This window comes from Spirillospora sp. NPDC127506, assembly GCF_040302145.1.
GTDB lineage: Bacteria > Actinomycetota > Actinomycetes > Streptosporangiales > Streptosporangiaceae > Spirillospora.
In genome coordinates this window covers 77917-103570 of record NZ_JBEORG010000017.1, presented here as the reverse complement: position 1 = coordinate 103570, position 25654 = coordinate 77917, and the positions used below count along the sequence as shown (strand labels likewise).

The following is a 25654-nucleotide window of genomic DNA, read 5'->3' as shown; positions in this document are numbered from 1 at the left end:
GAGCACACCGCCGGGACGGGCACGAGGGACGCGGAGGGGCGGCGAGGATGAACCTGCTGCGCACGAAATCGGTGGAGCAGTCGATCCGCGACACCGAGGAGCCCGCGCACCGGCTCCGGCGCGCCCTGTCCGCGCTGGACCTCACCGTGTTCGGCGTCGGAGTGATCATCGGGACCGGCATCTTCGTGCTCACCGGGCAGGTCGCCCGGGACAAGGCCGGACCCGCGGTCGCGCTGTCGTTCATCCTCGCCGCGGTCGTGTGCGGGCTCGCGGCGCTCTGCTACGCCGAGTTCGCCTCCACCGTCCCGGTCGCGGGCTCCGCCTACACCTTCTCCTACGCCACCATCGGGGAGTTCCCCGCCTGGATCATCGGCTGGGACCTCATCCTGGAGATGGCGCTCGGCGCGGCCGTGGTGTCGGTCGGCTGGTCCGGCTACTTCGCCTCGCTGCTGGACGACATCGGCGTCACCATCCCCGAGTCGCTCGCCGCGCCGCCGGGCGAGGGCGGCACGGTGAACGTCCCCGCCATCGCCCTCGTGGTCGTGGTGACCGCGCTGCTCGTCCTCGGCGTCAAGATCTCCTCCCGGGTGAACGCCGTGGTCGTCGCGATCAAGGTGTCGATCGTGCTGCTGGTCATCTTCGCCGGGCTGTTCTTCGTCAAGGCCGCCAACTACGAGCCCTTCATCCCGCCGTCGAAGCCGGCGCCGGAGGGCAGCGGCCTCACCGCGCCGCTGATGCAGGAGCTGTTCGGCTTCACCCCCGCCAACTTCGGCTGGCTCGGCATCTTCGCCGCCATCGCGATCGTGTTCTTCGCCTACATCGGCTTCGACATCGTCGCCACCGCCGCCGAGGAGGCCCGCCGGCCGCAGCGGGACGTGCCCATCGGGCTCATCGGGTCGCTCGTCATCACCGCGGTCCTGTACGCCGCCGTGTCCACCGTCGTCGCCGGGATGCAGAACTACACGAAGCTGAGCACCGAGGCGCCGCTCGCCGACGCGTTCAAGGCCGCCGGGCGCCCGGTGTTCGCCACCTTCATCGACGTCGGCGCCGTCATCGGCCTCACCAGCGTCGTGCTGATCCTGCTGCTCGGCCAGAGCCGCATCTTCTTCGCGATGGGCCGGGACGGCCTCATGCCGCCCTGGCTGTCGGCCGTCCACCCGCGGTTCGGCACCCCCTACCGCTCGACGATCCTGATGGGGACCGTGGTCGCCGTGCTCGCCGGGTTCATCCCGCTCGCCAAGCTGGCCGAGCTGGTCAACATCGGCACCCTGTTCGCGTTCCTCGTCGTCTCGATCGCCGTGATGGTGCTGCGCCGCACCCGCCCGGACCTGCCCCGCGCGTTCCGCACGCCGTGGGTCCCGGCCGTCCCGGTCCTGTCGGTGCTCGGCTGCCTGTTCGTGATGATCAACCTGCCGGTGGACACGTGGCTGCGGTTCCTCGCCTGGATGGTGATCGGCATCGTCGTCTACGGGTTCTACGGGTACCGGCACAGCCGGGTGGGCCGCGCGGAACCGGCGTCCATCAAGTCCTGACTCCGCCCCGTGGGACGACTCCCGGGACGGCTCCGGGGCGACCTGATCTCGTGACGGGCGTCACTGTGTCCTTTTGCGCGGCGGGTGGGCACAATGGCCCGCATGGCTTCTCCAGTGCTCGTCGCGGTGATCGGTTCCGGCCCGGCGGGGATCTACGCCGCCGAGGCCCTCGTCAAGCAGACCGGCGGCGACGTCCGGGTGGACGTGTTCGACAGGCTGCCCTCGCCGTACGGGCTGGTCCGCTACGGCGTCGCGCCCGACCACACGTCCATCAAGTCGATCGCCCGGTACCTGCAGAAGGTCCTGGAGAACCCCGCCGTCCGGTTCTTCGGCTGCGTCGAGCTGGGCCGCGACATCACCCGCGCCGACCTGCTCGACTGCTACGACGCCGTCATCTACGCCACCGGCGCGATGGTCGACCGGCACATGCGGATCCCCGGCGAGGAGCTGCCCGGCAGCATCGCCGCCACCGACTTCGTGAACTGGTACTGCGGGCACCCCGACGCCGCCGACCACGAGTTCGACCTGTCCGTGGAGGAGGTCGCGGTGGTCGGCGTCGGCAACGTCGCCGTGGACGTCGTCCGCATCCTCGCCAAGTCGGCGGGCGAGCTGCGCGACACCGACGTCCCCGAGCAGGTCATCGAGGCGCTGTCGCGCAGCAGGGTCAAGCGCATCCACATGATCGGGCGGCGCGGCCCCGCGCAGGCGAAGTTCACCACCAAGGAGGCCCGCGAGCTGGGCGAGCTGCCCAACGCCAGCATCCACGTCCGGCCGGAGGACATGGAGCTCGACCCGGCGAGCGCCGAGCTGGCCGCAAGCGACCGCAAGACCGGCGGCAACGTCAAGGTCCTCAACGGCTGGACGGGCGAGCCGGCCGCCGGCCGGGCCCGGCACATCGACGTGCGGTTCTGGCGGGCGCCCGTCGAGATCCTCGGCACCGGCCGGGTCGAGGGCCTGAAGCTGGAGAGGACGCGGCTGGACGAGTCGGGCCGCGTCGTCGGCACCGGCGAGTTCGAGACGCTGCCCGTCGGCATGGTGCTGCGGTCGGTCGGCTACCAGAGCGTGCCGCTGGACGGCGTCCCGTTCGACGAGCGCTCCTACGTCGTCCCCAACGAGGGCGGCCGGATCCTCGGCCCGGACGGCGCGCCCGTCCCCCGCGAGTACGTCGCCGGGTGGATCAAGCGCGGCCCGTCCGGCGTCGTCGGCACCAACAAGTCCGACGCGGCCGAGACCGTCCGCAACCTCCTGGAGGACGCCGCCGGCACCGACGCGTCGCCGAAGCGCACCATCGAGGAGCTGCTGGAGGCGCGCGGGCTGCCCGTCGTCACCTACGCGGACTGGCTGAGGCTCGACGCCGCCGAGATCGCCCTCGCGCGCAGCCTCGACCGCGGCGAGCGGGTCAAGCTGGCCCGCTGGGAGGCGATGACGGCCGCCTGCCGCGGCGCCGAGTGACGCCCCTGTAATTCACCTTCACGCGAATTGCCCGGCCGCAAGGTAGTGACGGACATGTGACCCGGGCGCTACGGTGCGCGTGTGACCGGTGGTCCAGAACTGTACGGGTTCCCCCCACCCGAGACGGTCCCCGACCTCAGGTGGCTGGGCCCCGACTACGTGTCCGTACTCGTGTACGACCTGACGCAGGGGCTCCTGCGCCAGGACCCGCGCACGTCCGTGATGGGCGTGCGGTGCGAGGGTCGGCCCCGGCTCGCCCCCTCGGTCGACCCGGCGGGCGTCATCCGCGCGCACGACGCCTGCTTCCCGCTGCAGGTCTTCGTCCAGGACGGCGCCGGGCGCCCCTGGCGCCTGCGCGGGCAATGGACGTACTCCGGACGCGAACTCGGCACGTCCGCCGCGTCCATCACCCACTCCTGGCGCCTGCTGTCCGCCGACGGCGTCTAGCCGCCGGCCCGGCCGGGCCTCCCCGGCCGGGGCCTGCCGTCCGGGGCGTCAGGGCTTCTCGTCGCTGGTCTGCTCGGAGGCCCGCTCGGACGCCTCCGGGGTGTCGCTCTCCGTCGCGGTGATGCGGGCCACGTACTCGGTGATGTCGCGGGCGAGCGCCTGCGGCGTCAGGCCGATGTCGGCGAGGATCTCGCCGCGCGAGGAGTGGTCGAGGAACTCCTGCGGGATGCCGAACGTGCGGACCGGGGCGTCCACCTCGGCGTCGCGCAGCAGCCGCGCGACGGCGTCGCCGACGGCGCCGGCGCGGCCGTTGTCCTCGGCGACGGCGACGAGCGCGTGGTCGCGGGCGAGGTCGAGCAGCGCCGGGTCGAGCGGCTTCACCCAGCGCGGGTCGACGACGGTGACGCCGATGCCCTGCGCGGCGATGAGCCCCGCCGCCTCGACCGCGGGCGTCGCCATCGAGCCGGCCGCGACCAGCAGCACGCGGGTGCCGTTGAAGCCGTCGTGGCGCGCCAGCACGTCCATCTCGCCGACCTTGTCGATCGCCTCGATGTCGTCGGCCGCCGGGCCCTTGGGGTAGCGGATCGCGGTCGGGCCGTCGGAGACGGCGACGCACTCGCGCAGCAGCTCGCGCAGCCGCGCCCCGTCGCGCGGGACGGCGATGCGCATGCCCGGCACGAGCTGCAGGATCGACAGGTCCCACATGCCGTTGTGGCTGGCGCCGTCGTCGCCGGTCACGCCGGAGCGGTCCAACGCGAACGTGACGGGCTGCCTGTGCAGCGCCGCGTCCATGAGGACCTGGTCGAAGGCCCGGTTGAGGAACGTCGCGTACACCGCGACGACCGGGTGCAGGCCGCCCATGGCGAGCCCGGTGGCGGAGGTGACCGCGTGCTGCTCGGCGATGCCGACGTCGAAGATGCGGTCGGGGAACGCCTCGGCGAACGGCGCGAACCCGACCGGGTGGAGCATCGCGGCGGTGACGGCGACGACGTCGCGGCGCTCCCGGCCGATCGCCACCATCTCCTCGCCGAAGATCTTCGTCCAGGCGGGGCCGCTCCTCTTGACGACGAACTTGCCGGTGGCGGGGTCGAACGCGCCGCCGCCGTGCATGCAGTCCTCGGTGTCGTTCTCCGCGGGCGCGTAGCCGCGCCCCTTGGTGGTGATGCAGTGCACGATGACCGGGCGGCCGAACCCGCGGGCGCGGCGCAGCGCGCGCTCGACGGCGTCCTCGTCGTGGCCGTCGATCGGGCCGACGTACTTCATGCCGAGGTCCTCGAACATGGCCTGCGGCTGCAGGACGTCCTTGAGGCCCTTCTTGATGCCGTGCAGCGCCTCGTAGGTGAGGTTCCCGACGACGGGGGCGCGCGGCACCGTCTTCTTGATGAGTTCGAGCGCGTTCTCGTAGCCCTGGGTGACGCGCAGGTCGGCGAGGTGGGACGCGAGGCCGCCGATGGTCGGCGAGTAGGACCGGCCGTTGTCGTTGACGACGATGATGACCGGCCGGTCGACGCCGGCGGCGATGTTGTTCAGCGCCTCCCAGCACATGCCGCCGGTCAGCGCGCCGTCGCCGACGACGGCGACCACCGCGCGGTCGGTCTCGCCGCGCAGCTGGAACGCCTTGGCGAACCCGTCGGCGTAGGAGAGGGCGGTGGAGGCGTGGGAGTTCTCGATGACGTCGTGCTCGGACTCGTTGCGGCTCGGGTACCCCGACAGGCCGCCGCGCTTGCGGAGCAGCTCGAAGTCGTGCCGCCCGGTGAGGATCTTGTGCACGTACGCCTGGTGCCCCGTGTCGAACAGGACCTTGTCGTGCGGCGAGTCGAAGACGCGGTGCAGCGCGATCGTCAGCTCGACCGCGCCCAGGTTGGGCCCCAGGTGCCCGCCGGTCTTGGAGACCGCCTGGACGAGGAACTCGCGGATCTCCTCCGCGAGCCGAGGCAGTTGAGCGGCGTCCAGTCGTTTGAGGTCGTCGGGACCTTTGATCGACTCAAGCAAGCTCACTCGTTTCAACTCCTCCGTCGGGGATCGGGTCTCCCCTGGCTCGGGCCGTTCCGAGTTTAATCCCGGTTCGCCCGCGACGCGCCGAAGGCCGCCCGCGCGCCGGGTGTGAAAAGACTGACCCCCGGGGCAGGGATGGGGTAGGAGTAGAGCATGGGCGTCGAAGAGATCGTGCTGCTCAACGCGGCGGACGAAGCCGTCGGAACCGCTCCGAAGAGCGCCAGCCACCACAGGCGCACGCCGTACCACCTGGCCTTTTCCTGCTATGTCGTGGATACGGAAGGTCGCGTCCTGATCACTCAGCGCGCCCTCGACAAGCGGACGTTCCCCGGGGTCTGGACGGGGAGCTGCTGCGGGCACCCCGCGCCGGGCGAGAAGCTGCGCGACGCGGTGCTGCGCCGGCTGCGGGACGAGCTGGGCATGGCGGCGGCGTCGCTCACGTCCGTCCTGCCGCGGTTCCGGTACCGGGCCGCGGCCGCGGACGGAACGGTCGAGCACGAGCGCTGCCCGGTCGTGCGCGCCACCGCCGCCGACGGGGCCGTCCACCCGAACCCCGACGAGGTCGAGGCGGCCGAGTGGTGGACGTGGGAGCGCTGCCTGGAGCTGGCCGAGCGCCCCGAGTCCTCGCCCTGGTACCGGCTGCAGCTGGCCGAGCTGGCGCCGCTCGGCGCCCCGCTCGACTGGCCGGACGCCGGGCAGGACGACCTCCCGCCCGCGCTCGCCTGGTAGGCCGGAGCGACCGCATCACCGCTTGATCACTTTTCGGTCCCCGGTGTTGACCGCCCGCGCGTCCGAACGGACGCTTGCTCTCCCGGGGTTACCGAAAGGACGGACGATGCGAGTACGTGCTTTCCGGCGCCGCTGGACCGTCTTCGCGGCCGTGGCCATGACCGGTGCCCTCGCCCTGTCGGGCTGCGGCGGAGACGACGGCGGAGGCTCGAACGACGACAAGTCCGAGGTCGAGGTCTTCTCCTGGTGGACCGGCCCGGGCGAGGCCGACGGGCTGAAGGCCATGCAGGCAGACTTCGAGAAGAAGAATCCCGGTACGAAGTTCGTCAACGCGGCGATCGCCGGCGGGTCGGGGACGCAGGCCAAGGCCGTCCTGGCGAGCCGGCTGCAGAACCGCAAGCCGCCGGACTCGTTCCAGGGCCACGCGGGCGCGGAGCTGCTGGACTACATCAAGGCCGGGCAGATCGAGCCGCTGGACGACTTCTACCAGGAGAACAACCTGAAGTCGGTCTACCCGCAGCAGCTTCTCGACCAGATCACCTACCAGGGGCACATCTACTCGGTCCCGGTGAACATCCACCGGTCCAACGTGCTCTGGTACAACCCGGGCATCCTCGAGGACGCCGGGATCGACGGGCCGCCGAAGTCGATCCCCGAGTTCATCACCGCGCTGAAGGCCGTCAAGAGCAAGACGAAGAAGGTGCCGCTGTCGCTCGGCGCGCAGTGGACGGCCGACCACCTGCTGGAGAACGTCCTGCTCGGCAGCCTCGGCACCGACGGCTACAACGCGCTGTGGAAGCCGGGCGCCGACTGGAGCACCCCGGCGGTCACCAAGGCGCTGAACGACTTCGGCGAGATCATGAAGTACACGACGCTGGAGGCCGCGTCCACCGACTGGCAGGGCGCCGCGAAGGCCGTCGTGGACGGCAAGGCCGCGTTCAACATCATGGGCGACTGGGCCTACGGGTACTTCATCGGCGACGCGCCCAACGGCCTCGGCAAGAAGCTCGACACCGACTTCAAGTTCGCGCCGGCGCCGGGCACCGAGGGCACCTACATGTGGCTGTCGGACAGCTTCACCCTGCCCAAGGGCGCGCCGCACCGCGCCGGGGCGACCGCGTGGCTGAAGGAGGTGTCCAGCAAGGAGGGGCAGGACCTCTTCAACCCGAAGAAGGGCTCCATCCCCGCCCGTAAGGACGCCGACAAGAGCCTCTACACCGGCTACCTGCAGACCGCGTTCGAGGAGTGGAACAACCCGCAGACCAAGCTGGCGGGCTCGTTCTGGCACGGCGTGAACGCCAACAACAAGTGGCACACCGACATCGACACCGCGATCGGCCTGTTCCTGCAGAACCGGGACGTGGCCAAGCTCCAGCAGGGGCTGGTGACCGCGGCCAAGAACAGCGGACAGTGACCGCGTCGGATGAGGGCCTGAAAGCAGCCGGCGCCGGCCGCCGGGAGACGCCGGAGGAGCACCGCTCGTCGCTCCTCCGGCGCAGCCGCAAGTGGCTGCCGGGGCTGCTGCTCGTCTCGCCGTCCATCGCCGCGATCGGGCTGTTCGTCTACGGGCTGCTGTTCTGGAACACGCGGGTCGCGCTGAGCGGCAAGCACGACGAGGTCTCCGAGTACGGGTTCGACAAGGGCAGGAACTTCGTCGACCTGTGGTCCCAGCCGAGCTGGCCGGGCGCGGTCAAGCACGCGCTGCTGTTCACGGCGGTGTTCGTGGTCGGCGCGCTGGCGCTCGGCGCCTTCCTGGCGTTCCTCATGGACAAGGGGATCCGCGCCGAGGCCGGCTTCCGGGTGGTGTACCTGTTCCCGATGGCGGTGTCGTTCATCGCCAGCGGGGTCGTGTGGCGATGGCTGATGAACCCGGCGCCGCCGCAGCGCGCCGTCGGGTTCAACCAGCTGTTCGACAAGCTCCATCTGGGGTTCCTGTCGAACAGCTGGTGGCAGCATCCGGACTGGGGCATGGCGGCGATGGCCCTCCCCGCCATCTGGCAGATGTCCGGATATGTCATGGCTTTGTATCTGGCCGGGTTCCGGAGCGTCCCTGAGGAGCTGCGCGAGGCGGCGCGGGTGGACGGCGCCTCCGAGTGGAAGGTGTACCGGTACGTGGTGTTCCCGCAGCTCCGCCCGGTGACGCTGTCCGCGCTGATCATCCTCGGGCACATCTCGCTGAAGGTGTTCGACCTGATCATGGCGATCGCGGGCAAGCAGATCATCACCTACGTCCCGGCGATCGCCACCTACGTGGAGATCTTCGACCGGCACGACCCGGCGAACGGCGCGACGATCGCGACCTACATGCTGGTCGCCGTCGCCGTCCTGGTGATCCCGTACCTGGTCTGGTCGGTGCGATCGGAGCGGACCCGATGACGCGCGTGGAAGCACCCCCCGCGGCGCCGGCGTGGCGCCGGCTGGCGGGCGGCCTGCGCGGACGCGGCGGGGGCGGCGCGGGCACGAGCGCGCCCGGCCGGTCGTCGCGGGCCGTGCAGGCGGTCAAGCTGGCCGTCCTGCTGGCGTTCGTGCTGCTGTTCCTCATCCCCGTCTACGTCCTCATCGTCACCAGCTTCAAACCGCTGGCCGAGGCGGACCCGAGCAGCGCGTGGAGCCTGCCGAGCAACTGGAGCACGTCCGGCTGGAGCACGGCCTGGGACGCGCTGAAGCCGGGCCTGGAGAACAGCGTCAAGATCGCGGTGACCGGGTCGGTCATCTCGGCCGTGCTCGGCTCGATGAACGGCTACGTCCTGTCCAAGTGGCGGTTCCCGGGCGCGGACGTCGTGTTCACCCTGTTCCTGTTCGGCATGTTCATCCCCTACCAGGCGGTCATGATCCCGCTGGCGGGGCTGCTGACGGACATGGAGCTGGCGGGCACGATCCGCGGCCTCGTCCTCGCGCACGTCGTGTACGGCATCCCGATCTGCACGCTCATCTTCCGGAACTACTACGTCACGATCCCGGACGAGCTGATCGAGGCGTCCCGCGTGGACGGCGCCGGCATGCTGCGCACGTACTGGTCGGTGGTCCTGCCGGTGTCGGCGCCCGCGTTCGCGGTGACGCTGATCTGGCAGTTCACCTCGATGTGGAACGACTTCCTGTTCGCGGTGTTCCTCGGCGCCCCCGACAGCTGGCCGGTCACGGTGATGCTGAACAACACGGCGGGCTCGGGCGCGGTCGCCGTCCAGTACAACCAGCAGATGGCCGAGGCGCTCCTGGCGTCCCTGCCGACCCTCCTGGTGTACCTGCTGCTGGGACGGTTCTTCATGCGCGGCCTGATGGCGGGAGCGCTCAAGGGATGAGACGGACGAACACACCGGCCGCGCGCGCCGCACCTCTGGCCCGTCCGTTATGGACCCCCGCGTCAATTCGTGTTAATCCGTATTAGTCGCAGGAGCACGTCAACCCGGCACGGTGCTCACGCGTCACAAGGATGATCAAAGGAGATCCGCATGGGAATTGCACGGCCCGGCAGCCGTCCCATGGCGGACATCAATCCTTTCGACCCGCCCGTTGGCAATTCCGCCGGGATGCGCCTAGCCTCTCGGGCATCGTCGCGCGGCACACCGGCATCCGCCGGGGCCTCGGCGATCCCGGGTCGACGGAGACGGGGACGAGCAGTGGAGGTGGCCGCGTGCAGGCGATGAGTGTTCAGCAGCCCTGGGCGTTCGCGATCGCGCGCGGCGGCAAGTCGGTCTCGAACCAGAGCCTGCCGACGGCCTACCGCGGCCCCCTCCTCGTCCACGCCTCCATGCGCGTCGACCTGAAGGCGTGCGACTCGCCGCTGATCCAGGCCGCCGGCTGGGACCCGCGCGACCCGCTCGCCACGATCGGCGCCGTCATCGCGGTCGCCGAGCTCGACGACGTCTGCTCCGCCGCCGTCCGCGGCGGCTCCTGCGACTGCGGCCCCTGGGCGGAGCGCGGCCACCACCACTGGCACCTCAGCGGCGTCCGCCCCCTCCCCCGGCCCATCGTCGCCCTCGGCCGCACCGACCTGTGGCAGCCGCACCCGTCCCTGGTCAAAGAGGTGAACACGATGTTCGCCCTCAACCCCTGAGGGCCTCGGCGGCTTCGCGCAGCCGGCGGAACTCGGCGGCGATGCGGTCGAGCGGCCACCCGGCGTTCAACCCGCTCGGGTTCGGCAGCACCCAGACCCTCGCCGGGCCGAACCGCTCGTCCTGCGGGCCGATCTGGGCGCGGGGGCGGCCGAAGGCGGTGCGGTAGGCGGTGACCCCGGCGACCGCCAGGTAGGCGGGACGGTGCCGGTCCGCGAGGGCCTTCAGGCGGCGTCCGCCCTCGCGCAGCTCCTCGCCGGTCAGTTCGTCCGCGCGGGCCGTGGTGCGGTGCGCCAGGTTGGTGATGCCGAGGCCGTAGCCGGGCAGGAGGTGCTGCTCGGACGGGTCCAGGAGCCGGTCGGTGAAGCCGGAGCGGTGCAGCGCGGGCCAGAAGCGGTTGCCGGGACGCGCGAAGTGGTACCCGGTGGCGCCGGAGTACAGGCCCGGGTTGATGCCGCTGAACAGCACCCGGAGCGTCCCGCCGTCCAGGGGCAGGACATCGTCGATGACACGGTCGCGAGCCGCCTCAAGGTCGGCCTTGCTGGGACGCATCAGGCAAAACTACCGGCGGTACCGCGGAAGGGCGGCCTCACCGGGCGCCTCAGATCAGGTTGCGGACGATCAGCACCACCGCGGACGTCCCGACGACGAGGAGCAGCGCCAGCCGGAGGCGCCCGGCGTCCAGGTAGCGGCGCAGCGGACCGGCCGCGAGGAACCCCGCGAACACGAACGGGAGCAGCAGCAGGCCCGCGACGACCTGCCGGGCGGGGAGGTGCCCCGCGACGCCGAGGACGGTCAGGGAGAGCAGCGTGCCGCCCACGAAGTACAGGGCGAGCGTCGCCCGCACCCGGGGGCCGCTCTCGCGCTGGTAGAGCAGCGCGATGGGCGGGCCGCCGATGCCGGACGCGGTCCCGGTGGTGCCGGAGACGACTCCGGCGGCGGCGAGCGTCCGGCGGTTGCGCGGCACGTCCGCCGACCGGGCCGTCACCGCGAGCGCGGCGAGGACGATCACGCCGATGACGATGCTGAGGACGCGGGTGGGGACGGCGGCGACCAGCCACACCCCGAACGGCGTCCCGGCGAGCCGGCCGCCGAACGCCCAGGCGAGGCCGCGGGAGTCGACGTGCCCGACCTCCTGCGCGAGCGTGGCCAGCGGCAGGACCAGCGCGACGACCAGGATCGCGCCCGGCATCAGCGACGGGTACAGCATCGTGACGATCGGGGTGGCGACCAGGCCGACGCCGAGGCCGACGCTTCCCTGCACGATCGCGCCGACCAGCGCGGCCAGGCCGCCGAACAGGAGGAACTCGAAAGGCGGCACAACGCGTGACGCTACATCCCTACTTATCCGGTCATCATCAGGCGGATGCCTCGGTGAGGCGCTTCAGCTGGTCGTCGGTCAGGGTCGTCCGGGCGCTCTCGACGAGGGGCGGGAGCTGGTCGGGGGTGCGGGCGCTGGCGATGGGCGCGGCGACGGTCGGCTGCGCGGCGAGCCAGGCCAGCGCCGCGGTGGCGACGGCGACGCCCTGCTCCTCGGCGACGAGGTCGAGCGCGGCGAGCACCCTGCGGCCGCGCTCGGTCTCCAGGTACTTCGCCGCGCGGCCGGCGCGCACGCTGTCCACCTTGCCGCCGGGGCGGTACTTGCCGGTCAGGAAGCCCGACGCGAGTCCGTAGTAGGGGACGGCGGCCAGTCCGTACCGTTCGGCGAGGTCGCGGCGCGGCCCCTCGTAGGTGTCGCGGGACACGAGGTTGTAGTGCGGCTGGATGGCGACGTAGCGGGCGGTGCCCTCGCGCTCGGCGAACTCCAGTGACGCCTCAAGCCGGTCCGGCTCGATGTTGGACACCGCGATGTGCCTGACCTTGCCCGCCGTCACCAGCTCGTCCAGGGCGCCCATGATGTCCCCGACGGGCACGGACGGGTCGTCGAAGTGCGTGTAGTACAGGTCGATGCGGTCGGTGCGGAGCCGGCGCAGGGAGTCGTCCGCGGCGGCCTTGATGTTGGCCGGGGCCAGCCCCTGGCGGTCAGGGTGCCTGCCCACCTTGGTGGCGATGACGATGTCGTCCCGGTTGCCGCGGGACTCCGCCCACTCCCCGATGATCGTCTCGGACTCGCCGCCGCTGTTGCCCGGCGCGGACGCCGTGTAGGAGTCGGACGTGTCGATGAAGTTGCCGCCGGCCGCCGCGTAGGCGTCCAGGATCTCGAACGAGCGCTCCTTGCCGGTCGTCCAGCCGAAGACGTTCCCGCCCAGGCACAGCGGGAAGACGTCGAGGTCACCGATCTTGTTCATGCCGGCCATCCCCAGATCCAATCAGACGTTCCGAACGCCCATTCCCACCGCGCCGCGGAACACTCCTGCGACATCTCCGGCATGACCCCCCCGCCTGCCACACCCTCGCCGCCCGGCCGCACTGCTGACGATCACCCCGGCGTCGACACGATGCTCGTGCTGCGCAGCACCGCGACCGGCGGTCCGGCCCCGGCCCCTCCAGCCGTGCGGAGACGGAACGGGCCGCTCCGGGGTGGAGCGGCCCGTCGCGGTCGTGCGGGTTACTTGCGGATCAGGTTGCGCAGGACGTACTGGAGGATGCCGCCGTTGCGGTAGTAGTCCGCCTCACCCGGGGTGTCGATGCGGACGATGGCGGTGAACTCCTTGTCGTCGGCCTTCACGGTGACCTCCTCCGGGATGCCGCCCTCGTTGAGGGCGGTGACGCCGGTGATGTCGAAGGTCTCGGTGCCGGTGAGGCCGAGCGACTCGGCGGACTCGCCGTCCTTGAACTGCAGCGGCAGGACGCCGAGGCCGATCAGGTTGGAGCGGTGGATGCGCTCGAAGGACTCGGCGATCACGGCGCGGACGCCGAGCAGCGCGGTGCCCTTCGCCGCCCAGTCGCGGGACGAGCCGGAGCCGTACTCCTTGCCCGCGATGACCACGAGCGGGATGCCGCGCTCGAGGTAGTTTCGCGAGGCGTCGTAGATGAACGCCTGCGGCGCGCCCTCCTGGGTGAAGTCGCGGGTGTAGCCGCCCTCGACGCCGTCCAGGAGCTGGTTGCGGAGCCGGATGTTGGCGAACGTCCCGCGGATCATGACCTCGTGGTTGCCGCGGCGCGAGCCGTAGGAGTTGAAGTCCTTGACGGCGACGCCGTTGTCCTGGAGGTACTGCGCGGCGGGGGTGCCGACCTTGATGGCGCCCGCCGGGGAGATGTGGTCGGTGGTGACCGAGTCGCCCAGCTTCGCCAGGACGCGGGCGCCGTGGATGTCGGCGACCGGCTCGGGCTCGGCGCCCATGCCGTCGAAGTACGGGGCCTTGCGGACGTAGGTGGACGACGGGTCCCACTCGAACAGGTCGCCGGTGGGGATGGCGAGGTTGCGCCAGCGCTCGTCGCCCTTGAAGACGTCGGCGTAGCTCTCGACGAACATCTCCTGCCCGATGGACGACTCGACGATCGCCGCGACCTCCTCCGGCGCGGGCCAGATGTCGCGCAGGTAGACCGGGCCGTCGGTGCCCTCGGCGATCGGGTCGTTGAGGATGTCGATGTCCATCGTCCCGGCGAGCGCGTAGGCGATGACGAGCGGCGGCGACGCCAGGTAGTTCATCTTCACGTCGGGGCTGATGCGGCCCTCGAAGTTGCGGTTGCCGGACAGCACCGCGGTGACCGCCAGGTCGTTGTCGTTGACGGCCTTGGAGATCTCCGGCTGCAGCGGCCCGGTGTTGCCGATGCAGGTGGTGCAGCCGTACCCGACCAGGTTGAAGCCGATCTTGTCGAGGTAGGGGGTGAGCCCGGCGCGCTCGTAGTAGTCGGTGACGACCTGCGACCCGGGCGCGAGCGAGGTCTTCACCCACGGCTTGCGGGTGAGGCCCTTCTCCACGGCGTTCTTCGCCAGCAGCGCCGCGCCGATCATCACGTACGGGTTGGACGTGTTGGTGCAGGACGTGATGGCCGCGACGGCGACGTGCCCGTGGTCGAGGACGAACTCGGTGCCGTCCTCCAGCTTGACGGGGACGCGCTTGTGCGGCCGCGTGGAGCCCTCCGGGTCGACGTGCCGCGGCTTGTCGCCGTTGGTCGCGTGGGTGATCGCCGGGGTGTCGGAGGCCGGGAAGCTCTCGTCGGACGCCTCGTCCAGCGCGCCCATGATGCTGGAGACGTAGTTCTGCACGTCACGCCGCCAGATCCGCTTGGCGTCCGACAGCGGGATGCGGTCCTGCGGGCGCTTCGGGCCGGCGAGCGACGGCACGACCGTGCCGAGGTCCAGCTCCATGTACTCGGAGAACTCGGGCTCCACCGACGGGTCGAGCCACAGGCCCTGCGCCTTGGCGTACGCCTCGACGAGGCTGATCTGCTCTTCGGTGCGCCCGGTCAGCCGCAGGTACTTCAGCGTCTCGTCGTCGATCGGGAAGATCGCGCAGGTGGAGCCGAACTCGGGGCTCATGTTGCCGATCGTGGCGCGGTTCGCCAGCGGCAGCGCGTGCACGCCCTCGCCGTAGAACTCGACGAACTTGCCGACGACGCCGTGCTCGCGCAGCATCTCGGTGATCGTGAGGACCAGGTCGGTCGCGGTGGTCCCGGCGGGCAGCTCGCCGGTCAGCTTGAACCCGACCACGCGCGGGATGAGCATCGAGATCGGCTGGCCGAGCATCGCGGCCTCGGCCTCGATGCCGCCGACGCCCCAGCCGAGGACGCCGATGCCGTTCTCCATCGTCGTGTGGGAGTCGGTGCCGACGCAGGTGTCGGGGTAGGCGACGCCGTCGCGGTCGAAGACCACGCGCGCGAGGTGCTCGATGTTCACCTGGTGGACGATGCCGGTGCCGGGCGGGACGACCTTGAACTCGTCGAACGCCGTCTGCCCCCACCGCAGGAACTGGTAGCGCTCCTTGTTGCGCTCGTACTCCCGCTGCACGTTCCGCTCGAACGCCTGCGGGGTGCCGAAGTAGTCGACGATCACCGAGTGGTCGATCACCATCTCGGCCGGCGCCAGCGGGTTGATCTTCGTGGGGTCCCCGCCGAGGTCCCGTACGGCCTCGCGCATCGTGGCGAGGTCGACCACGCACGGCACGCCGGTGAAGTCCTGCATGATCACCCGGGCGGGGGTGAACTGGATCTCCTTGCTCGGCTGCGCCTGCGGGTCCCACTGCGCGAGCGCGCGGATGTGGTCTGCGGTGACGTTCGCGCCGTCCTCGGTGCGCAGCAGGTTCTCCAGCAGCACCTTCAGGCTGTACGGGAGACGGGCCGCGCCCTCGACGGCGTCCAGCCGATAGATGTCGTACGACTTGTCGCCAACCTGCAGCTTGTCAAGGCTGCCGAAGCTGTTCGCGGACACGGACTCCTCCTCCATCGCAACCGCGCGTCCGGTCCGGGACATGAGCGCGCGGCGCTCCTCGTGAATTGCAGTGCGCCCGTCCGCGGGGCCGGCACGTGGCGGCGCGCGGCGGGACGGGCCGGGTGCTCGTCTACCTTGATCCTGCCTTAGTCGACCACATCACCCGCAATCAGGGCCGCCTAACTTCCGCAGGATTTCTCTCGACGTCAAGCTATCTCCAATTTATCTCGATATCGAGCTACTTGAATCTCCGTCCGACAGCGCCCGCCGGACCCTCTCGGGGACGGGCGCCGGCTCGTACCCGCCCGGCGTGATGCTGACCAGCACCAGCTCTCCTTCGCCGACGGCACGGTCACCGACGCTGAGCCCGATGCGGACATCGAACGACGTGCGCCCCCACCGCGTGACCACGGGCCGCAGGTCGACGACCTCGCGGGCGCGAGCCGGAGAGGCCCACTCCATGGCCGCCTTCTTCACCGCGTAGTCGAACTCGTCGAGGTACTCCTCGCCGAGCGCGTGCTGGAGCCACATGTCCATGGCGTCGTCGATGTAGGCGAAGTAGTTGGCGTTGAACACCACTCCCTGCATGTCGCAGTCGCCGTACCGGACCCGGATCCGATGCACGTACCCCGACCCCGCGTCTCTCTCCACCATGCCGCCACGCTAGTACCGTCCCGCACGCGAGTACTCACCGGCGGAGCCTCGCCCACGTGCCCTCGGCCTTGGCCCCGCGCCCTGGTCGCGGAATGAGCCGGAGCGATGAGTTCCGCCGTCCCGCGAGGTCTCTTCCAGGAAGAGCACCAGCCGCTCCGGAGGACACCATGACGACCCGATCCAAGAGCACGCCCCTGGACAAGGAGTTCACCGAGACGCTGCAGAAGAGTCCCGCCAAGGGCGGCTGGACGTACGTCGTCTGGCCCGAGTCGGCGGAGTTCTTCGGCACCCGCGGCCTGGTGAAGGTCAAGGGCACCATCGACGGGCACCCGTTCCAGGGCTCATTCATGGCGCTGGGCGACGGCGACCACAAACTGGCGGTGAAGGCGGAACTCCGCGAGGCGCTCGGCAAGGAGGTAGGCGACAAGGTCACCGTCCACCTGACCGAACGCCTCGGCTAGACGACTCGCCCTGCTTGAGCGGCCCGGCGGGCGGGGTCAGAGGGAGTTCCAGAAGGAGCACATGCTCCTCTCGGACGTGTCGGTCCGGTGGATGCCGCCCGGGCCGGGCGCCAGCGACAGGACGTCGTCCGACGAGCGGAAACGCGGCCAGTGCGGGGCGCGATGCGCCCTAGGCCGGCCGTTGTGGGCGAAGGACGTCCAGTAGCCGACCATGGCGTCGGAGAGACGCGTCTGCTCCGGGTTCAGGTCGCCGAGGAGGCCCGGGAACAGGAATGTCAGCTCCGTCGCGTGCTCGGCGCCCTCGTCGAAGCCCGGGACGTCGATCAGCGGAGGAGCCGTGCGGTCGGCGAACTGGTAGGCGTACACCGGGACGCCCGCCCGCTCGAGCAGCTGGAAGGCGTCCTGGTGCAGGCAGGACGACAGCGCGCCACCGGCGTCGGTCTGGATCGTGGACAGGGCGATCCTCGGGTCGGGGTAGTCGCCGGCCGGATAGCGGGCCAGGACCGCGTCGGCGGCGGCGCCGTAGGTGGCGCGGACGATGCCCTCGTACTGCGCCGCGGTGATGGGGTTCGGGTAGTAGAGCGAGACGAACAGGCGCATCTCGTCCAGGGTGTTGCCGTGCATGACGGGCACCCGGTTGAAGCGGCCCTGCTCGATCGCCTGGACGGGCTGCAGCGGCAGGACGCGGTCGCCGCCCGCGACGGGGCCGGCGCTCATCCCCTCGGCGTCGAAGGTCTCCAGCAGGGTCTTGGCGGGCACGGCGCGCAGGCAGGCCGCGTTCGCGGCGGGTGATCCCTCGTCGCAGCCGACGGCCTTGGCGAGCGCCTCGCCGTCGGCCTCGGCCGAGGCTTCGGTGCGCACCGGGGTAGCGCAGCTGAAGCTCTGCGAGATCACCTTGTGGAACAGCCCCGCGGCAGACGGCGAGACCAGGTTGGCGCACGAGTCCGCGGCACCGGCGGACTCGCCGAACAGCGTCACGTTGCGCGGGTCGCCGCCGAAGGCCGCGGCGTTGCGCCGGACCCAGCGCAGCGCCGCCTGCTGGTCGAGCAGGCCGTAGTTGCCCGCCTGGTAGCGGCGGTCGGAGCCGGTCTCCAGGGCCGGGTGCGCGAGCCAGCCGAGCGGGCCGAGCCGGTAGTTGACGGTGACCACGACGACGTCCCCGTCCACGGCGAGCTTGGTCGCGTCGTAGGCGCTTCCGCTGCCGGTCGTGTTGCTGCCGCCGTGCACCCACACCATGACCGGCAGCTTGTGCCGGCCGTGCGCGCGGGCGGGGGTGGTGACGTTCAGGTAGAGGCAGTCTTCGCCGTAGGTCGTCTCGCCGCCGTAGGGCGGGGCGAGCTGCGCGCACTGGCCGCGCGGGAACGTGGCGTCGTAGGTGCCGTGCCACGGCCGCGCCGGCTGCGGGGGCCTCCAGCGCAGGTCTCCGGTCGGCGGGGCGGCGTACGGGATGCCTTGGAAGAGGCGGTGGTCTCCTTGCACCTGGCCGCGGACGGGGCCGAGGTCGGTGCGGACGACGGCGGGCGGGCGGGGCGGGCGCGGCTGGGCCGCGGCGGGAGCCGCGCCGGCGAGGAGGAGTGCGGATGCGAGCAGTGGGATGCCGGTGAGCCTCACTGGGGCTTCCTTTCAGCACGACGCTTCTGGCGCCCCCCGATTCCCCCGGACCCAAATTAGAACTTGATTCTAAGATGGATGCAAGCCCCTCCCCGGCACGGCGCCGGAACGACCGGGCGGCTCACCACCGCTGCCGGGCCTCCTCCGCCCACCCGGTGAGGCCGTCGAAATCGATCCATCCGCCGGAGTCGGTCCGGACCCGCCCGCTGAAGTGCCCGAAGCACTGGTGGGTCTCCGTGCCGACGACGCCGAGTTCGGTGCGCGCGACCTTCTCGTGGAACGGGCGGAACTCGGCCTCGACCCGCTCGCCGCTGATCGTCCAGGGGCGCAGCCAGTCGGCCCGGTCGTACGACCAGTCCAGCTCCTCGCCGATCTTGTGGAGGCGGCCGTCGACGAAGACCGCGTTCTCGGTCATGCCGGTGCCGTCCGTCCACTTGCCGCCGAACTGCAGGGCCAGGCCCGGACCGCTCGCCGCCGCCCAGTTCCACGTCATCCGGTACGGCCACTTCCCGCGCCCGTGGTCGAGGACGGCGAACGCCCCTTCCCCGATCTCGTGCTCCCCCGACGGGAGCGTCAGCCGCCCCGCCACCGGCCGCCCGACGTCCTTCACCGTGTACTGGAAGCGCGTCGGCCCCCAGGGGATCACCACGCCGAGCGACTCGTGCCCGTCCGGCAGCGGGATCTCGACGTCGAGGTCCATCACCCCGGGCGCCAGGGCGCGCACCCGCGACCCGGACGGACGCTGCCGCACGCCGACTGCCACTCCCCCGCCCCGCACGGACGCCTCGCCGACCCCGCTGCGGTCCGGGAAGACGGCGCCTCGCGCGAACGGAACGACGGCGTCCTTCGCGGACTCCTCGCCGGTCTCGCGGTCCAGCACCCACACGCCGTGCACCCCGGCGTAGTCGAGCGACGACGCCACCAGCCCGATGATGTGCCGGGGCGTGACGATCCCCCAGTACTCCCAGCGCTTCACCCGCCCCCATCCGCGCAGGTTCGAGCGGTGCAGGGGCCGGCGCGTCCAGCCGACCGCGTCCGGGTTGAGCCGCCCGTCCGGCAGGCAGAGGTCGACGGGTTCGGTGATCTCGCGCTCGTGCGTCCCCATCCCCCGAGCCTACTGACCGGCCGCCAACACCGGGCGCTCCCCGCGCCCGCACCGCTATTTCCTCAATCTGCCACATGCGAGGAATGGCCTGTTCCAATGGCGCGGACGCCCAGGACTCCGCAACGGTCCAGGGCAGGACACGCGGCGTTTAAATAAGTCCATACCTGGGCCAGAGTTTTTCTGGTGCCGTACCTGCCGATCTCTCCAAGGTGATCATTCAACCGCCCTGGAGCGCCGAGGAGCACGACCGCGCGCTGGACCGGCTCGCGGCGCGGGAGAACTTCCCGGTGGCGGCGCGGGTGCTGCCCGCCCGGCACCGCGCCGCCCTGCGGGCCGTCTACGGCTTCGCGCGGCTCGTCGACGACATCGGCGACGAGGCGCCGCCGGAGCAGCGGGCCAAGCTGCTCGGCCTCGTGGACGACGACCTGGACCGCGTGTTCGCCGGACGGACGCCGAACCTGCCGCAGCTGAGACGCCTGGCGGGCACGGTGCACGCGCACCGGATCCCGGAGGCGCCCTTCCGCGACCTGGTCCAGGCGAACCGCCAGGACCAGGTCGTCCACCGATACGAGACGTTCGAGGAGCTGACGGGCTACTGCGCGCCGTCGGCCGCGCCGGTGGGGCGGATCGTCCTGCACCTGTTCGGCGCGCACCGGCCCGGCCTGGTGGCCGCGTCGGACGACGTGTGCACCGCGCTGCAGGTCATCGAGCACTGCCAGGACGCGGGCCAGGACTACCGGGACGGGCGCGTGTACCTGCCCGGCGAGGACCTGCGGCGGTTCGGCTGCGCCGAGCGGGACCTGGCGGGCCCGGTGACGCCGACGCGGCTGCGCGGCGTGCTGGCGCTGCAGGCGGGCCGCGCCGCCGAGCTGCTGGACCGGGGCGCGCCGCCGCTCATGGCCGGGCTCACCGGATGGGCGCGGATCGCAGTCGCGGGCTACGTCGCCGGGGGCCGCGCGGCCCTGGCGGCGCTGGAGCGGGGGCGCTACGACGTGCTCGCGCGCCGGCTGCGCCCGCGCCGCGCGACGCTGCCCGCCGGGTGGCTGCGCGTTCTTCGAGGAGGTGTGCGATGACGGCGCTGGAGGCGTGCGAGCGCTCCGAGCGGGTGGTGGAGGCGTACCGGCACTGCGAGCGGGTGGTGCGCGAGGAGGCCCGCAACTTCTCCTACGGGATCCGGCTGATGCCGGCGCCGAAGCGGCGGGCGATGAGCGCGATCTACGCGTTCGCGCGCGGCATCGACGACATCGGGGACGGCCCGGAGCCGGCGTGCGTGCGGCTCGACCTGCTGGACCGGTCCCGGCGGCGGCTGCGGACCGTGCAGGACGTGCTGCGGCGCCGCGCGGACGTCCGGGCGCTGGAGGGCCATCCGGTGCTGACCGCGCTGGCGGACGCGGCGGGCCGCTACCCGATCCCCCTGGAGGCGTTCGACGAGCTGATCGACGGCTGCGAGAACGACGTGCGGGGCGCCGACTACGACACCTTCGACGACCTGCTGCGGTACTGCCAGGCGGTCGCGGGGACGGTCGGGCGGCTGTCGCTCGGGGTGTTCGGGTCGGACGGCCGGCAGCGCGCCGAGGGCCTCGCCGACTCGCTCGGCGTCGCGCTGCAGCTCACCAACATCCTGCGCGACCTGCGCGAGGACCGGCTGGCGGGCCGCACCTACATCCCGCGGGAGGACCTGGCGCAGTTCGGCTGCACGCTGGAGCTGGACGAGTCGGGCACGTTCGTCGACCCGCCGTGGCGGCTGAACAAGCTCATCGGCTTCCAGGCGGAGCGGGCCCGCGCCTGGTACGCGGAGGGCCTGCGGCTGCTGCCGCTGCTGGACCGGCGCAGCGCCGCCTGCACGGCGGCGATGGCGGGCATCTACCGGCGGCTGCTGGAGACGATCGCGGCCCGCCCGTCGACGGCGCTGCACAGCCGGGCGTCGCTGCCGACGTGGCAGAAGGCCGTGGTGGCGGCGCGCGCCCTGTCGGGGGTCGAGCGGTGAGCGGTGCGGGACCGGCGCCCGGAGCGGGGGCGGCACGGTGAGCGTGGTCATCGTCGGCGGCGGGCTCGCGGGCATCAGCGCCGCCATCGCGCTGCAGGAGTCGGGCGTGCCGGTGACGGTCGTGGAGTCCCGGCCGTGGCTGGGCGGCGCGACGCACTCGTTCGTCCGGGGCGAGCTGAGCGTGGACAACGGGCAGCACGTGTTCCTGCGCTGCTGCTCGGCGTACCAGGGGCTGCTGCGCAGGCTGCGCGCCGACCACCTGGTGGAGGTGCAGGACCGGTTCGACGTCCCCGTCCTGCGGCCGGGGGCGAAGGCGGCGCGGCTGCGCCGATCGAGGCTGCCGGGCCCGCTGCACCTGCTGCCCGCGCTGGCCCGGTACTCGCCGCTGCCGCCCGGCGACCGGCTCCGCGCGATCCGCGCCGCGGCCGGGCTGAGCCGCCTCGACCCGGCCGACCCCGTCCTCGACACGATGTCGGCGGGGACCTGGCTGGCCGAGCACGGGCAGCGGGCGTGGGCGCGGCAGGCGCTGTGGGGGCTGTTCATCACCGCGGCGCTGAACGCCGAGGTGGACGACGCGGCGCTCGGGCTGTCCGCGATGGTGTGCGGGCGGGCGCTGCTGGGGCGCGCCGACGCCGCCGACATCGGAGTCCCGCTGGTACCGCTGGAGGAGCTGCACGGCGGGCCCGCGCTGCGCCGCATCGCGGAGATGGGCGGGACCGTCCGGCTGAAGGCGAAGGTCGAGGCCGTCACCACCGACCCGAAGGTGGTGGTGGACGGGGTGCCGATGGCCGCCGACGCGGTGGTCATGGCGGTGCCGCACGAGGCGGCGGCGCGGCTGCTGCCCGCGCAGGCGCTGCCCGAGCCGCTGCGCTGGCCCGAGCTGGACGCCAGCCCGATCGTGAACGTGCACGTCGTCTACGACCGCAAGGTGCTGGACGCGCCGTTCGCCGCCGCCGTCGCCTCGCCCGTCCAGTGGGTGTTCGACCGGACGGCGGTCAGCGGGCTGCGCCGCGGGCAGTACCTCGCGGTGTCGCTGTCGGCCGCGGACCGCTGGATCGACATGCCGACCGCCGAGCTGCGCGCCCGGTTCGTCCCCGAGCTGCGGCGGCTGCTGCCGGCCGCGCGGGGCGCCGCCGTGCGGGAGCTGTTCGTGACGCGGGAGCGGCGGGCGACGTTCCGGCAGTGCCCGGGCAGCGCGGCGGCCCGGCCGGGCGCGGCGACGCGGGCGCCCGGGCTGTTCCTGGCCGGCGCGTGGACCGACACGGGCTGGCCCGACACGATGGAGGGAGCAGTGCGCAGCGGCCTCACCGCCGCGCGGCTGGTCCGCCGCCACCTGGACGGGGTGAGGGACCGGTGACCGCCGCGCGCCGCCGGCCCTCCGCCGACCCATCGCCACTGGAGGGGGTGAGGGGCCGGTGACTGCCGTTCCGGTCTCGATGACCGATGTTCGCGAGCTGGTCGACGGGGCGCTGCGCGCCGCCGTCGGCCGGCTCGATCCGCGCACGTACCGCGTCGCGGCCTACCACCTGGGCTGGACCGACGAGGAGGGCCGCCCGCGCAGGGCGCCCGTCGGGAAGGCGCTGCGCCCCGCGCTGGCGCTGCTGTCGGCGCGCGCCGCGGTGGCGCCGCCGGAGAGCGCGCTGCCGGGAGCCGTCGCGGTGGAGCTGGTCCACGCGTTCTCGCTCCTGCACGACGACATCATGGACGGCGACCGGACGCGCCGGCACCGCCCCGCGGCGTGGACGGTGTTCGGCGAGGCGTCCGCGATCCTGGCCGGGGACGCGCTCCTCGCCCTCGCCGGCGAGGTCCTGCTGGAGGCGCCGGGGCAGGGGTCGGCGAAGGCGGCGCGGGCGCTGGCCGCCGCGACGCGCCGCCTCATCGCCGGGCAGTCGCTCGACATGGACTTCGAGACCCGCCGCCAGGTGAGCGTGGACGAGTGCCTCGCCATGGCGTCCGACAAGACCGCCGCGCTGCTGGCGTGCTCCTGCTCGATCGGCGCCGTCCTGGACGGGGCGCCCGAGTCCGTCTCGGACGCGCTGGAGGCGTTCGGCGCGGAGCTCGGCGTCGCGTTCCAGCTCGCCGACGACCTGCTCGGCATCTGGGGGGACCCGGCGGCCACCGGGAAGCCCGCCATGTCGGACCTGCGGTCCCGGAAGATGTCGCTGCCGGTCGTCGCCGCGCTCGACTCCGGCACCCCGGAGGCGGCGAAGCTCGCCGACCTCTACGCGCGGCCCGACCCGGCCGAGGACGACCTGGCCGAGGCCGCCGCGCTCGTGGAGGCCGCGGGCGGGCGCGCCTGGGCCGAGCTGGAGGCCGAGAACCGCGTCCAGCGCGCCGCCGGGCACCTGCTCGGCGCCCGGCTGCCGGACTCCGTCCGCGCCGAGTTCCTCCGCATCGCCGACTTCGTCACCCACCGGGACCACTGATGACAACGCTGGAGACACCCGAGACCCCGGAGGCCGCCGCGCCCCGGACGGCCGCCGACGCGCTGGACGCCGCCCGCGAGCACCTGCTGCTGCTCCAGTCCCCGGAGGGCTGGTGGAAGGGCGAGCTGCGGACCAACGTCACGATGGACGCCGAGGACCTGCTGCTGCGCGAGTTCCTCGGCATCCGCACCGGCGAGGACACCCGCGAGGCGGCCCGCTGGATCAGGTCGCGGCAATCCCCGGACGGGACGTGGGCGAACTTCCACGACGGCCCGCCGGACCTGTCCACGACCGTCGAGGCGTACGTGGCGCTGCGGCTCGCCGGCGACCTCCCGGACGCCGGGCACATGGCCCGCGCCGCCGCCTACATCCGCGGCGAGGGCGGCCTCCCCGCGACCCGCGTGTTCACCCGGTTCTGGCTGGCGATGTTCGGCCGCTGGCCGTGGGACGAGCTGCCGGTGGTGCCGCCGGAGATGGTGCTCCTGCCGCGCTGGTTCCCGCTGAACGTGTACGACTTCGCGTGCTGGGCGCGGCAGACGATCGTGCCGCTGTCGGTGGTGGGCGCGCTGCGCCCGGTCCGGCCGCTGCCGTTCGGGCTGGACGAGCTGGTCCCCGACTACCGCCTCCCGCGGCCGGGGCGGCGGGGCCTGCCCGGCTGGGGCGAGGCGTTCGGCGCGCTCGACCGTGCCCTCCACGTGTACCAGCGGCGCCCGCTGCGGGGCCTGCGGGAGGCGGCGCTGCGCCGCGCCGCCGAGTGGATCGTCGCGCGGCAGGAGCGGGACGGGTCGTGGGGCGGCATCCAGCCGCCGTGGGTGTACTCGCTGCTGGCGCTGCACCTGCTCGGCTACGGCCTCGACCACCCCGTCATCCAGCGCGGCCTGGACGGCCTGGAACGGTTCACGATCCGGGACGAGCAGGGCCGGCGCCTCGAAGCGTGCCAGTCCCCCGTCTGGGACACCGCCCTCGCGATGAACGCGCTCGCCGACGCGGGCCTGCCCGCCGGGCACCCGGCGCTGGAGCGGGCCGCGCGGTGGCTGGTCGGCGAGGAGGTGCGGGGGCCGGGAGACTGGTCGGTGCGGCGCCCCGGCCTGCCGCCGGGCGGCTGGGCGTTCGAGTTCGACAACGACTGCTACCCCGACGCCGACGACACCGCCGAGGTCGTGATCGCGTTGAACCGCGTCCGGCACCCCCTGGCGGAACCGGCGATCGAGCGGGGGGTCCGCTGGATGGCGGGGATGGCGTCGAAGGACGGCGGGTTCGGCGCGTTCGACGCCGACAACACCCGCGCGCTGTGCCGCAGGCTGCCCTTCTGCGACTTCGGCGAGGTGATCGACCCGCCGTCCGCCGACGTCACCGCGCACGTCGTGGAGGCGATGTCGCACCGGGGCATGGCCGACTCGCTGCCGGTGAAGCGGGCCGTGGTGTGGCTGCTGCGGGCGCAGGAGCCGGACGGGTCGTGGTTCGGCCGGTGGGGCGCCAACCACGTGTACGGGACGGGCGCCGTCGTCCCGGCGCTGATCGCGGCGGGCGTCCGGCCGGAGAAGCCGGTGATCCGGGACGCGGTCGGCTGGCTGCGGCGCCACCAGCGCGACGACGGCGGCTGGGGCGAGGACCTGCGCTCCTACCGCGACCGGTCGTGGGTCGGGCACGGCGCGTCCACCCCGTCGCAGACCGCGTGGGCGCTGCTCGCGCTGCTCGCCGCCGGCGAGCGCGGCCCCGCCGTGGAGCGCGGGATCCGCTGGCTCGTCGAGCACCAGCGGCCCGACGGCACATGGGACGAGGACCACTACACCGGCACGGGCTTCCCCGGCGACTTCTACATCAACTACCACCTGTACCGGCTGGTGTTCCCGCTCTCGGCGCTGGGCCGGTACCTGAGAGGGGCCTGA

Annotated in this window: 22 protein-coding genes; 14 read left to right on the top strand and 8 right to left on the bottom strand. The window is 72.4% G+C overall.

Going from position 1 to position 25654, the window contains the following annotated elements; translation table 11 throughout:
• Positions 1-47: 47 nt before the first annotated feature.
• From ABTW95_RS18180 to ABTW95_RS18170, 3 genes are all read left to right on the top strand, one after another.
• Complete coding sequence (locus ABTW95_RS18180) at positions 48-1532, top strand: amino acid permease (RefSeq protein ID WP_500226857.1); 1485 nt, start codon at positions 48-50, stop codon at positions 1530-1532.
• Positions 1533-1634: 102 nt separating this feature from the next.
• A complete protein-coding gene (locus tag ABTW95_RS18175; protein ID WP_500226856.1) occupies positions 1635-2984 on the top strand; it encodes an FAD-dependent oxidoreductase in 1350 nt (449 codons plus the stop codon).
• An 81-nt stretch (positions 2985-3065) separates the two neighbouring features.
• The gene (locus ABTW95_RS18170) at positions 3066-3431 is read left to right on the top strand and encodes a hypothetical protein (RefSeq protein ID WP_396445401.1); all 366 of its coding nucleotides are present in this window, start codon (positions 3066-3068) and stop codon (positions 3429-3431) included.
• A 48-nt stretch (positions 3432-3479) separates the two neighbouring features.
• Here ABTW95_RS18170 and dxs read toward each other — a convergent pair whose 3' ends face one another.
• Complete coding sequence (dxs, locus tag ABTW95_RS18165; RefSeq protein ID WP_500226855.1) at positions 3480-5429, bottom strand: 1-deoxy-D-xylulose-5-phosphate synthase; 1950 nt, start codon at positions 5427-5429, stop codon at positions 3480-3482.
• A gap of 150 nt (positions 5430-5579) precedes the next feature.
• Between dxs and idi the strand changes: the two genes are divergently transcribed.
• The 5 genes from idi (at position 5580) to ABTW95_RS18140 (ending at position 10209) form a co-directional block, all read left to right on the top strand.
• The gene (idi, locus tag ABTW95_RS18160) at positions 5580-6155 is read left to right on the top strand and encodes an isopentenyl-diphosphate Delta-isomerase (RefSeq protein WP_500226854.1); all 576 of its coding nucleotides are present in this window, start codon (positions 5580-5582) and stop codon (positions 6153-6155) included.
• A 106-nt stretch (positions 6156-6261) separates the two neighbouring features.
• The gene (locus ABTW95_RS18155; protein WP_500226853.1) at positions 6262-7569 is read left to right on the top strand and encodes an ABC transporter substrate-binding protein; all 1308 of its coding nucleotides are present in this window, start codon (positions 6262-6264) and stop codon (positions 7567-7569) included.
• Complete coding sequence (locus tag ABTW95_RS18150) at positions 7566-8531, top strand: carbohydrate ABC transporter permease (protein ID WP_396445397.1); 966 nt, start codon at positions 7566-7568, stop codon at positions 8529-8531. Before ABTW95_RS18155 ends, ABTW95_RS18150 begins: the two co-directional genes overlap by 4 nt.
• Positions 8528-9454 carry a carbohydrate ABC transporter permease gene (locus ABTW95_RS18145; protein WP_396445396.1) on the top strand — a complete coding sequence of 309 codons (927 nt, stop codon included), beginning with the start codon at positions 8528-8530 and terminating at the stop codon, positions 9452-9454. Before ABTW95_RS18150 ends, ABTW95_RS18145 begins: the two co-directional genes overlap by 4 nt.
• A 341-nt stretch (positions 9455-9795) precedes the next feature.
• Positions 9796-10209, top strand: coding sequence for an ASCH domain-containing protein (locus tag ABTW95_RS18140; RefSeq protein WP_396445395.1), 414 nt, complete (start codon positions 9796-9798; stop codon positions 10207-10209).
• On the opposite strand, the gene mug is transcribed toward ABTW95_RS18140, so the two are convergent.
• From mug to ABTW95_RS18115, 5 genes are all read right to left on the bottom strand, one after another.
• On the bottom strand, positions 10199-10759 hold the full coding sequence (mug, locus tag ABTW95_RS18135; protein ID WP_396445394.1) for a G/U mismatch-specific DNA glycosylase: 561 nt from the start codon (positions 10757-10759) through the stop codon (positions 10199-10201). The genes ABTW95_RS18140 and mug overlap by 11 nt on opposite strands.
• Before the next feature lie 49 nt (positions 10760-10808).
• Positions 10809-11528, bottom strand: coding sequence for a sulfite exporter TauE/SafE family protein (locus tag ABTW95_RS18130; RefSeq protein ID WP_396445393.1), 720 nt, complete (start codon positions 11526-11528; stop codon positions 10809-10811).
• A gap of 37 nt (positions 11529-11565) precedes the next feature.
• Positions 11566-12495 (bottom strand): aldo/keto reductase, encoded by a 930-nt coding sequence (locus ABTW95_RS18125; RefSeq protein WP_396445392.1) that lies wholly within the window; start codon positions 12493-12495, stop codon positions 11566-11568.
• A 260-nt stretch (positions 12496-12755) separates the two neighbouring features.
• Positions 12756-15521, bottom strand: a complete 2766-nt coding sequence (acnA, locus tag ABTW95_RS18120; protein ID WP_396445389.1) for an aconitate hydratase AcnA — start codon at positions 15519-15521, stop codon at positions 12756-12758.
• Positions 15522-15743: 222 nt separating this feature from the next.
• Entirely contained in the window at positions 15744-16175 is a 432-nt protein-coding gene (locus tag ABTW95_RS18115) for an acyl-CoA thioesterase (protein WP_500226852.1), read from the bottom strand.
• A 167-nt stretch (positions 16176-16342) separates the two neighbouring features.
• Here ABTW95_RS18115 and ABTW95_RS18110 point away from each other — a divergent pair, with 167 nt between their 5' ends.
• Positions 16343-16636 carry a DUF1905 domain-containing protein gene (locus ABTW95_RS18110; RefSeq protein ID WP_396445387.1) on the top strand — a complete coding sequence of 98 codons (294 nt, stop codon included), beginning with the start codon at positions 16343-16345 and terminating at the stop codon, positions 16634-16636.
• A 36-nt stretch (positions 16637-16672) separates the two neighbouring features.
• On the opposite strand, the gene ABTW95_RS18105 is transcribed toward ABTW95_RS18110, so the two are convergent.
• Positions 16673-18247, bottom strand: a complete 1575-nt coding sequence (locus tag ABTW95_RS18105; RefSeq protein ID WP_396445386.1) for a carboxylesterase/lipase family protein — start codon at positions 18245-18247, stop codon at positions 16673-16675.
• 121 nt (positions 18248-18368) lie between these two features.
• Complete coding sequence (locus tag ABTW95_RS18100) at positions 18369-19352, bottom strand: DUF2804 domain-containing protein (RefSeq protein WP_396445385.1); 984 nt, start codon at positions 19350-19352, stop codon at positions 18369-18371.
• Positions 19353-19561: 209 nt separating this feature from the next.
• On the opposite strand from ABTW95_RS18100, the gene hpnC reads away from it, so the two are divergent.
• The 5 genes from hpnC (at position 19562) to shc (ending at position 25654) form a co-directional block, all read left to right on the top strand.
• Positions 19562-20425 (top strand): squalene synthase HpnC, encoded by an 864-nt coding sequence (gene hpnC / locus ABTW95_RS18095; RefSeq protein ID WP_500226851.1) that lies wholly within the window; start codon positions 19562-19564, stop codon positions 20423-20425.
• Complete coding sequence (locus ABTW95_RS18090) at positions 20422-21339, top strand: phytoene/squalene synthase family protein (RefSeq protein ID WP_396445383.1); 918 nt, start codon at positions 20422-20424, stop codon at positions 21337-21339. The genes hpnC and ABTW95_RS18090 overlap by 4 nt, the downstream gene beginning before the upstream one ends.
• Before the next feature lie 37 nt (positions 21340-21376).
• Positions 21377-22696, top strand: a complete 1320-nt coding sequence (gene hpnE, locus ABTW95_RS18085) for a hydroxysqualene dehydroxylase HpnE (RefSeq protein ID WP_396445382.1) — start codon at positions 21377-21379, stop codon at positions 22694-22696.
• A 79-nt stretch (positions 22697-22775) separates the two neighbouring features.
• The gene (locus ABTW95_RS18080; RefSeq protein ID WP_396445381.1) at positions 22776-23765 is read left to right on the top strand and encodes a polyprenyl synthetase family protein; all 990 of its coding nucleotides are present in this window, start codon (positions 22776-22778) and stop codon (positions 23763-23765) included.
• Positions 23765-25654 (top strand): squalene--hopene cyclase, encoded by a 1890-nt coding sequence (gene shc, locus ABTW95_RS18075; RefSeq protein WP_500226850.1) that lies wholly within the window; start codon positions 23765-23767, stop codon positions 25652-25654. The genes ABTW95_RS18080 and shc overlap by 1 nt, the downstream gene beginning before the upstream one ends.

What these genes read in the sequence shown, in the direction of transcription:
- ABTW95_RS18180 (WP_500226857.1), top strand. Translation starts at nt 48, where the DNA reads ATGAACCTGCTGCGCACGAAATCGGTGGAGCAGTCGATCCGCGACACC.
- ABTW95_RS18175 (WP_500226856.1), top strand. Translation starts at nt 1,635, where the DNA reads ATGGCTTCTCCAGTGCTCGTCGCGGTGATCGGTTCCGGCCCGGCGGGG.
- idi (WP_500226854.1), top strand. Translation starts at nt 5,580, where the DNA reads ATGGGCGTCGAAGAGATCGTGCTGCTCAACGCGGCGGACGAAGCCGTC.
- ABTW95_RS18155 (WP_500226853.1), top strand. Translation starts at nt 6,262, where the DNA reads ATGCGAGTACGTGCTTTCCGGCGCCGCTGGACCGTCTTCGCGGCCGTG.
- ABTW95_RS18145 (WP_396445396.1), top strand. Translation starts at nt 8,528, where the DNA reads ATGACGCGCGTGGAAGCACCCCCCGCGGCGCCGGCGTGGCGCCGGCTG.
- ABTW95_RS18140 (WP_396445395.1), top strand. Translation starts at nt 9,796, where the DNA reads ATGAGTGTTCAGCAGCCCTGGGCGTTCGCGATCGCGCGCGGCGGCAAG.
- mug (WP_396445394.1), bottom strand. Translation starts at nt 10,759, where the DNA reads ATGCGTCCCAGCAAGGCCGACCTTGAGGCGGCTCGCGACCGTGTCATC.
- ABTW95_RS18125 (WP_396445392.1), bottom strand. Translation starts at nt 12,495, where the DNA reads ATGAACAAGATCGGTGACCTCGACGTCTTCCCGCTGTGCCTGGGCGGG.
- ABTW95_RS18115 (WP_500226852.1), bottom strand. Translation starts at nt 16,175, where the DNA reads ATGGTGGAGAGAGACGCGGGGTCGGGGTACGTGCATCGGATCCGGGTC.
- ABTW95_RS18110 (WP_396445387.1), top strand. Translation starts at nt 16,343, where the DNA reads ATGACGACCCGATCCAAGAGCACGCCCCTGGACAAGGAGTTCACCGAG.
- ABTW95_RS18100 (WP_396445385.1), bottom strand. Translation starts at nt 19,352, where the DNA reads ATGGGGACGCACGAGCGCGAGATCACCGAACCCGTCGACCTCTGCCTG.
- ABTW95_RS18090 (WP_396445383.1), top strand. Translation starts at nt 20,422, where the DNA reads ATGACGGCGCTGGAGGCGTGCGAGCGCTCCGAGCGGGTGGTGGAGGCG.
- ABTW95_RS18080 (WP_396445381.1), top strand. Translation starts at nt 22,776, where the DNA reads ATGACCGATGTTCGCGAGCTGGTCGACGGGGCGCTGCGCGCCGCCGTC.
- shc (WP_500226850.1), top strand. Translation starts at nt 23,765, where the DNA reads ATGACAACGCTGGAGACACCCGAGACCCCGGAGGCCGCCGCGCCCCGG.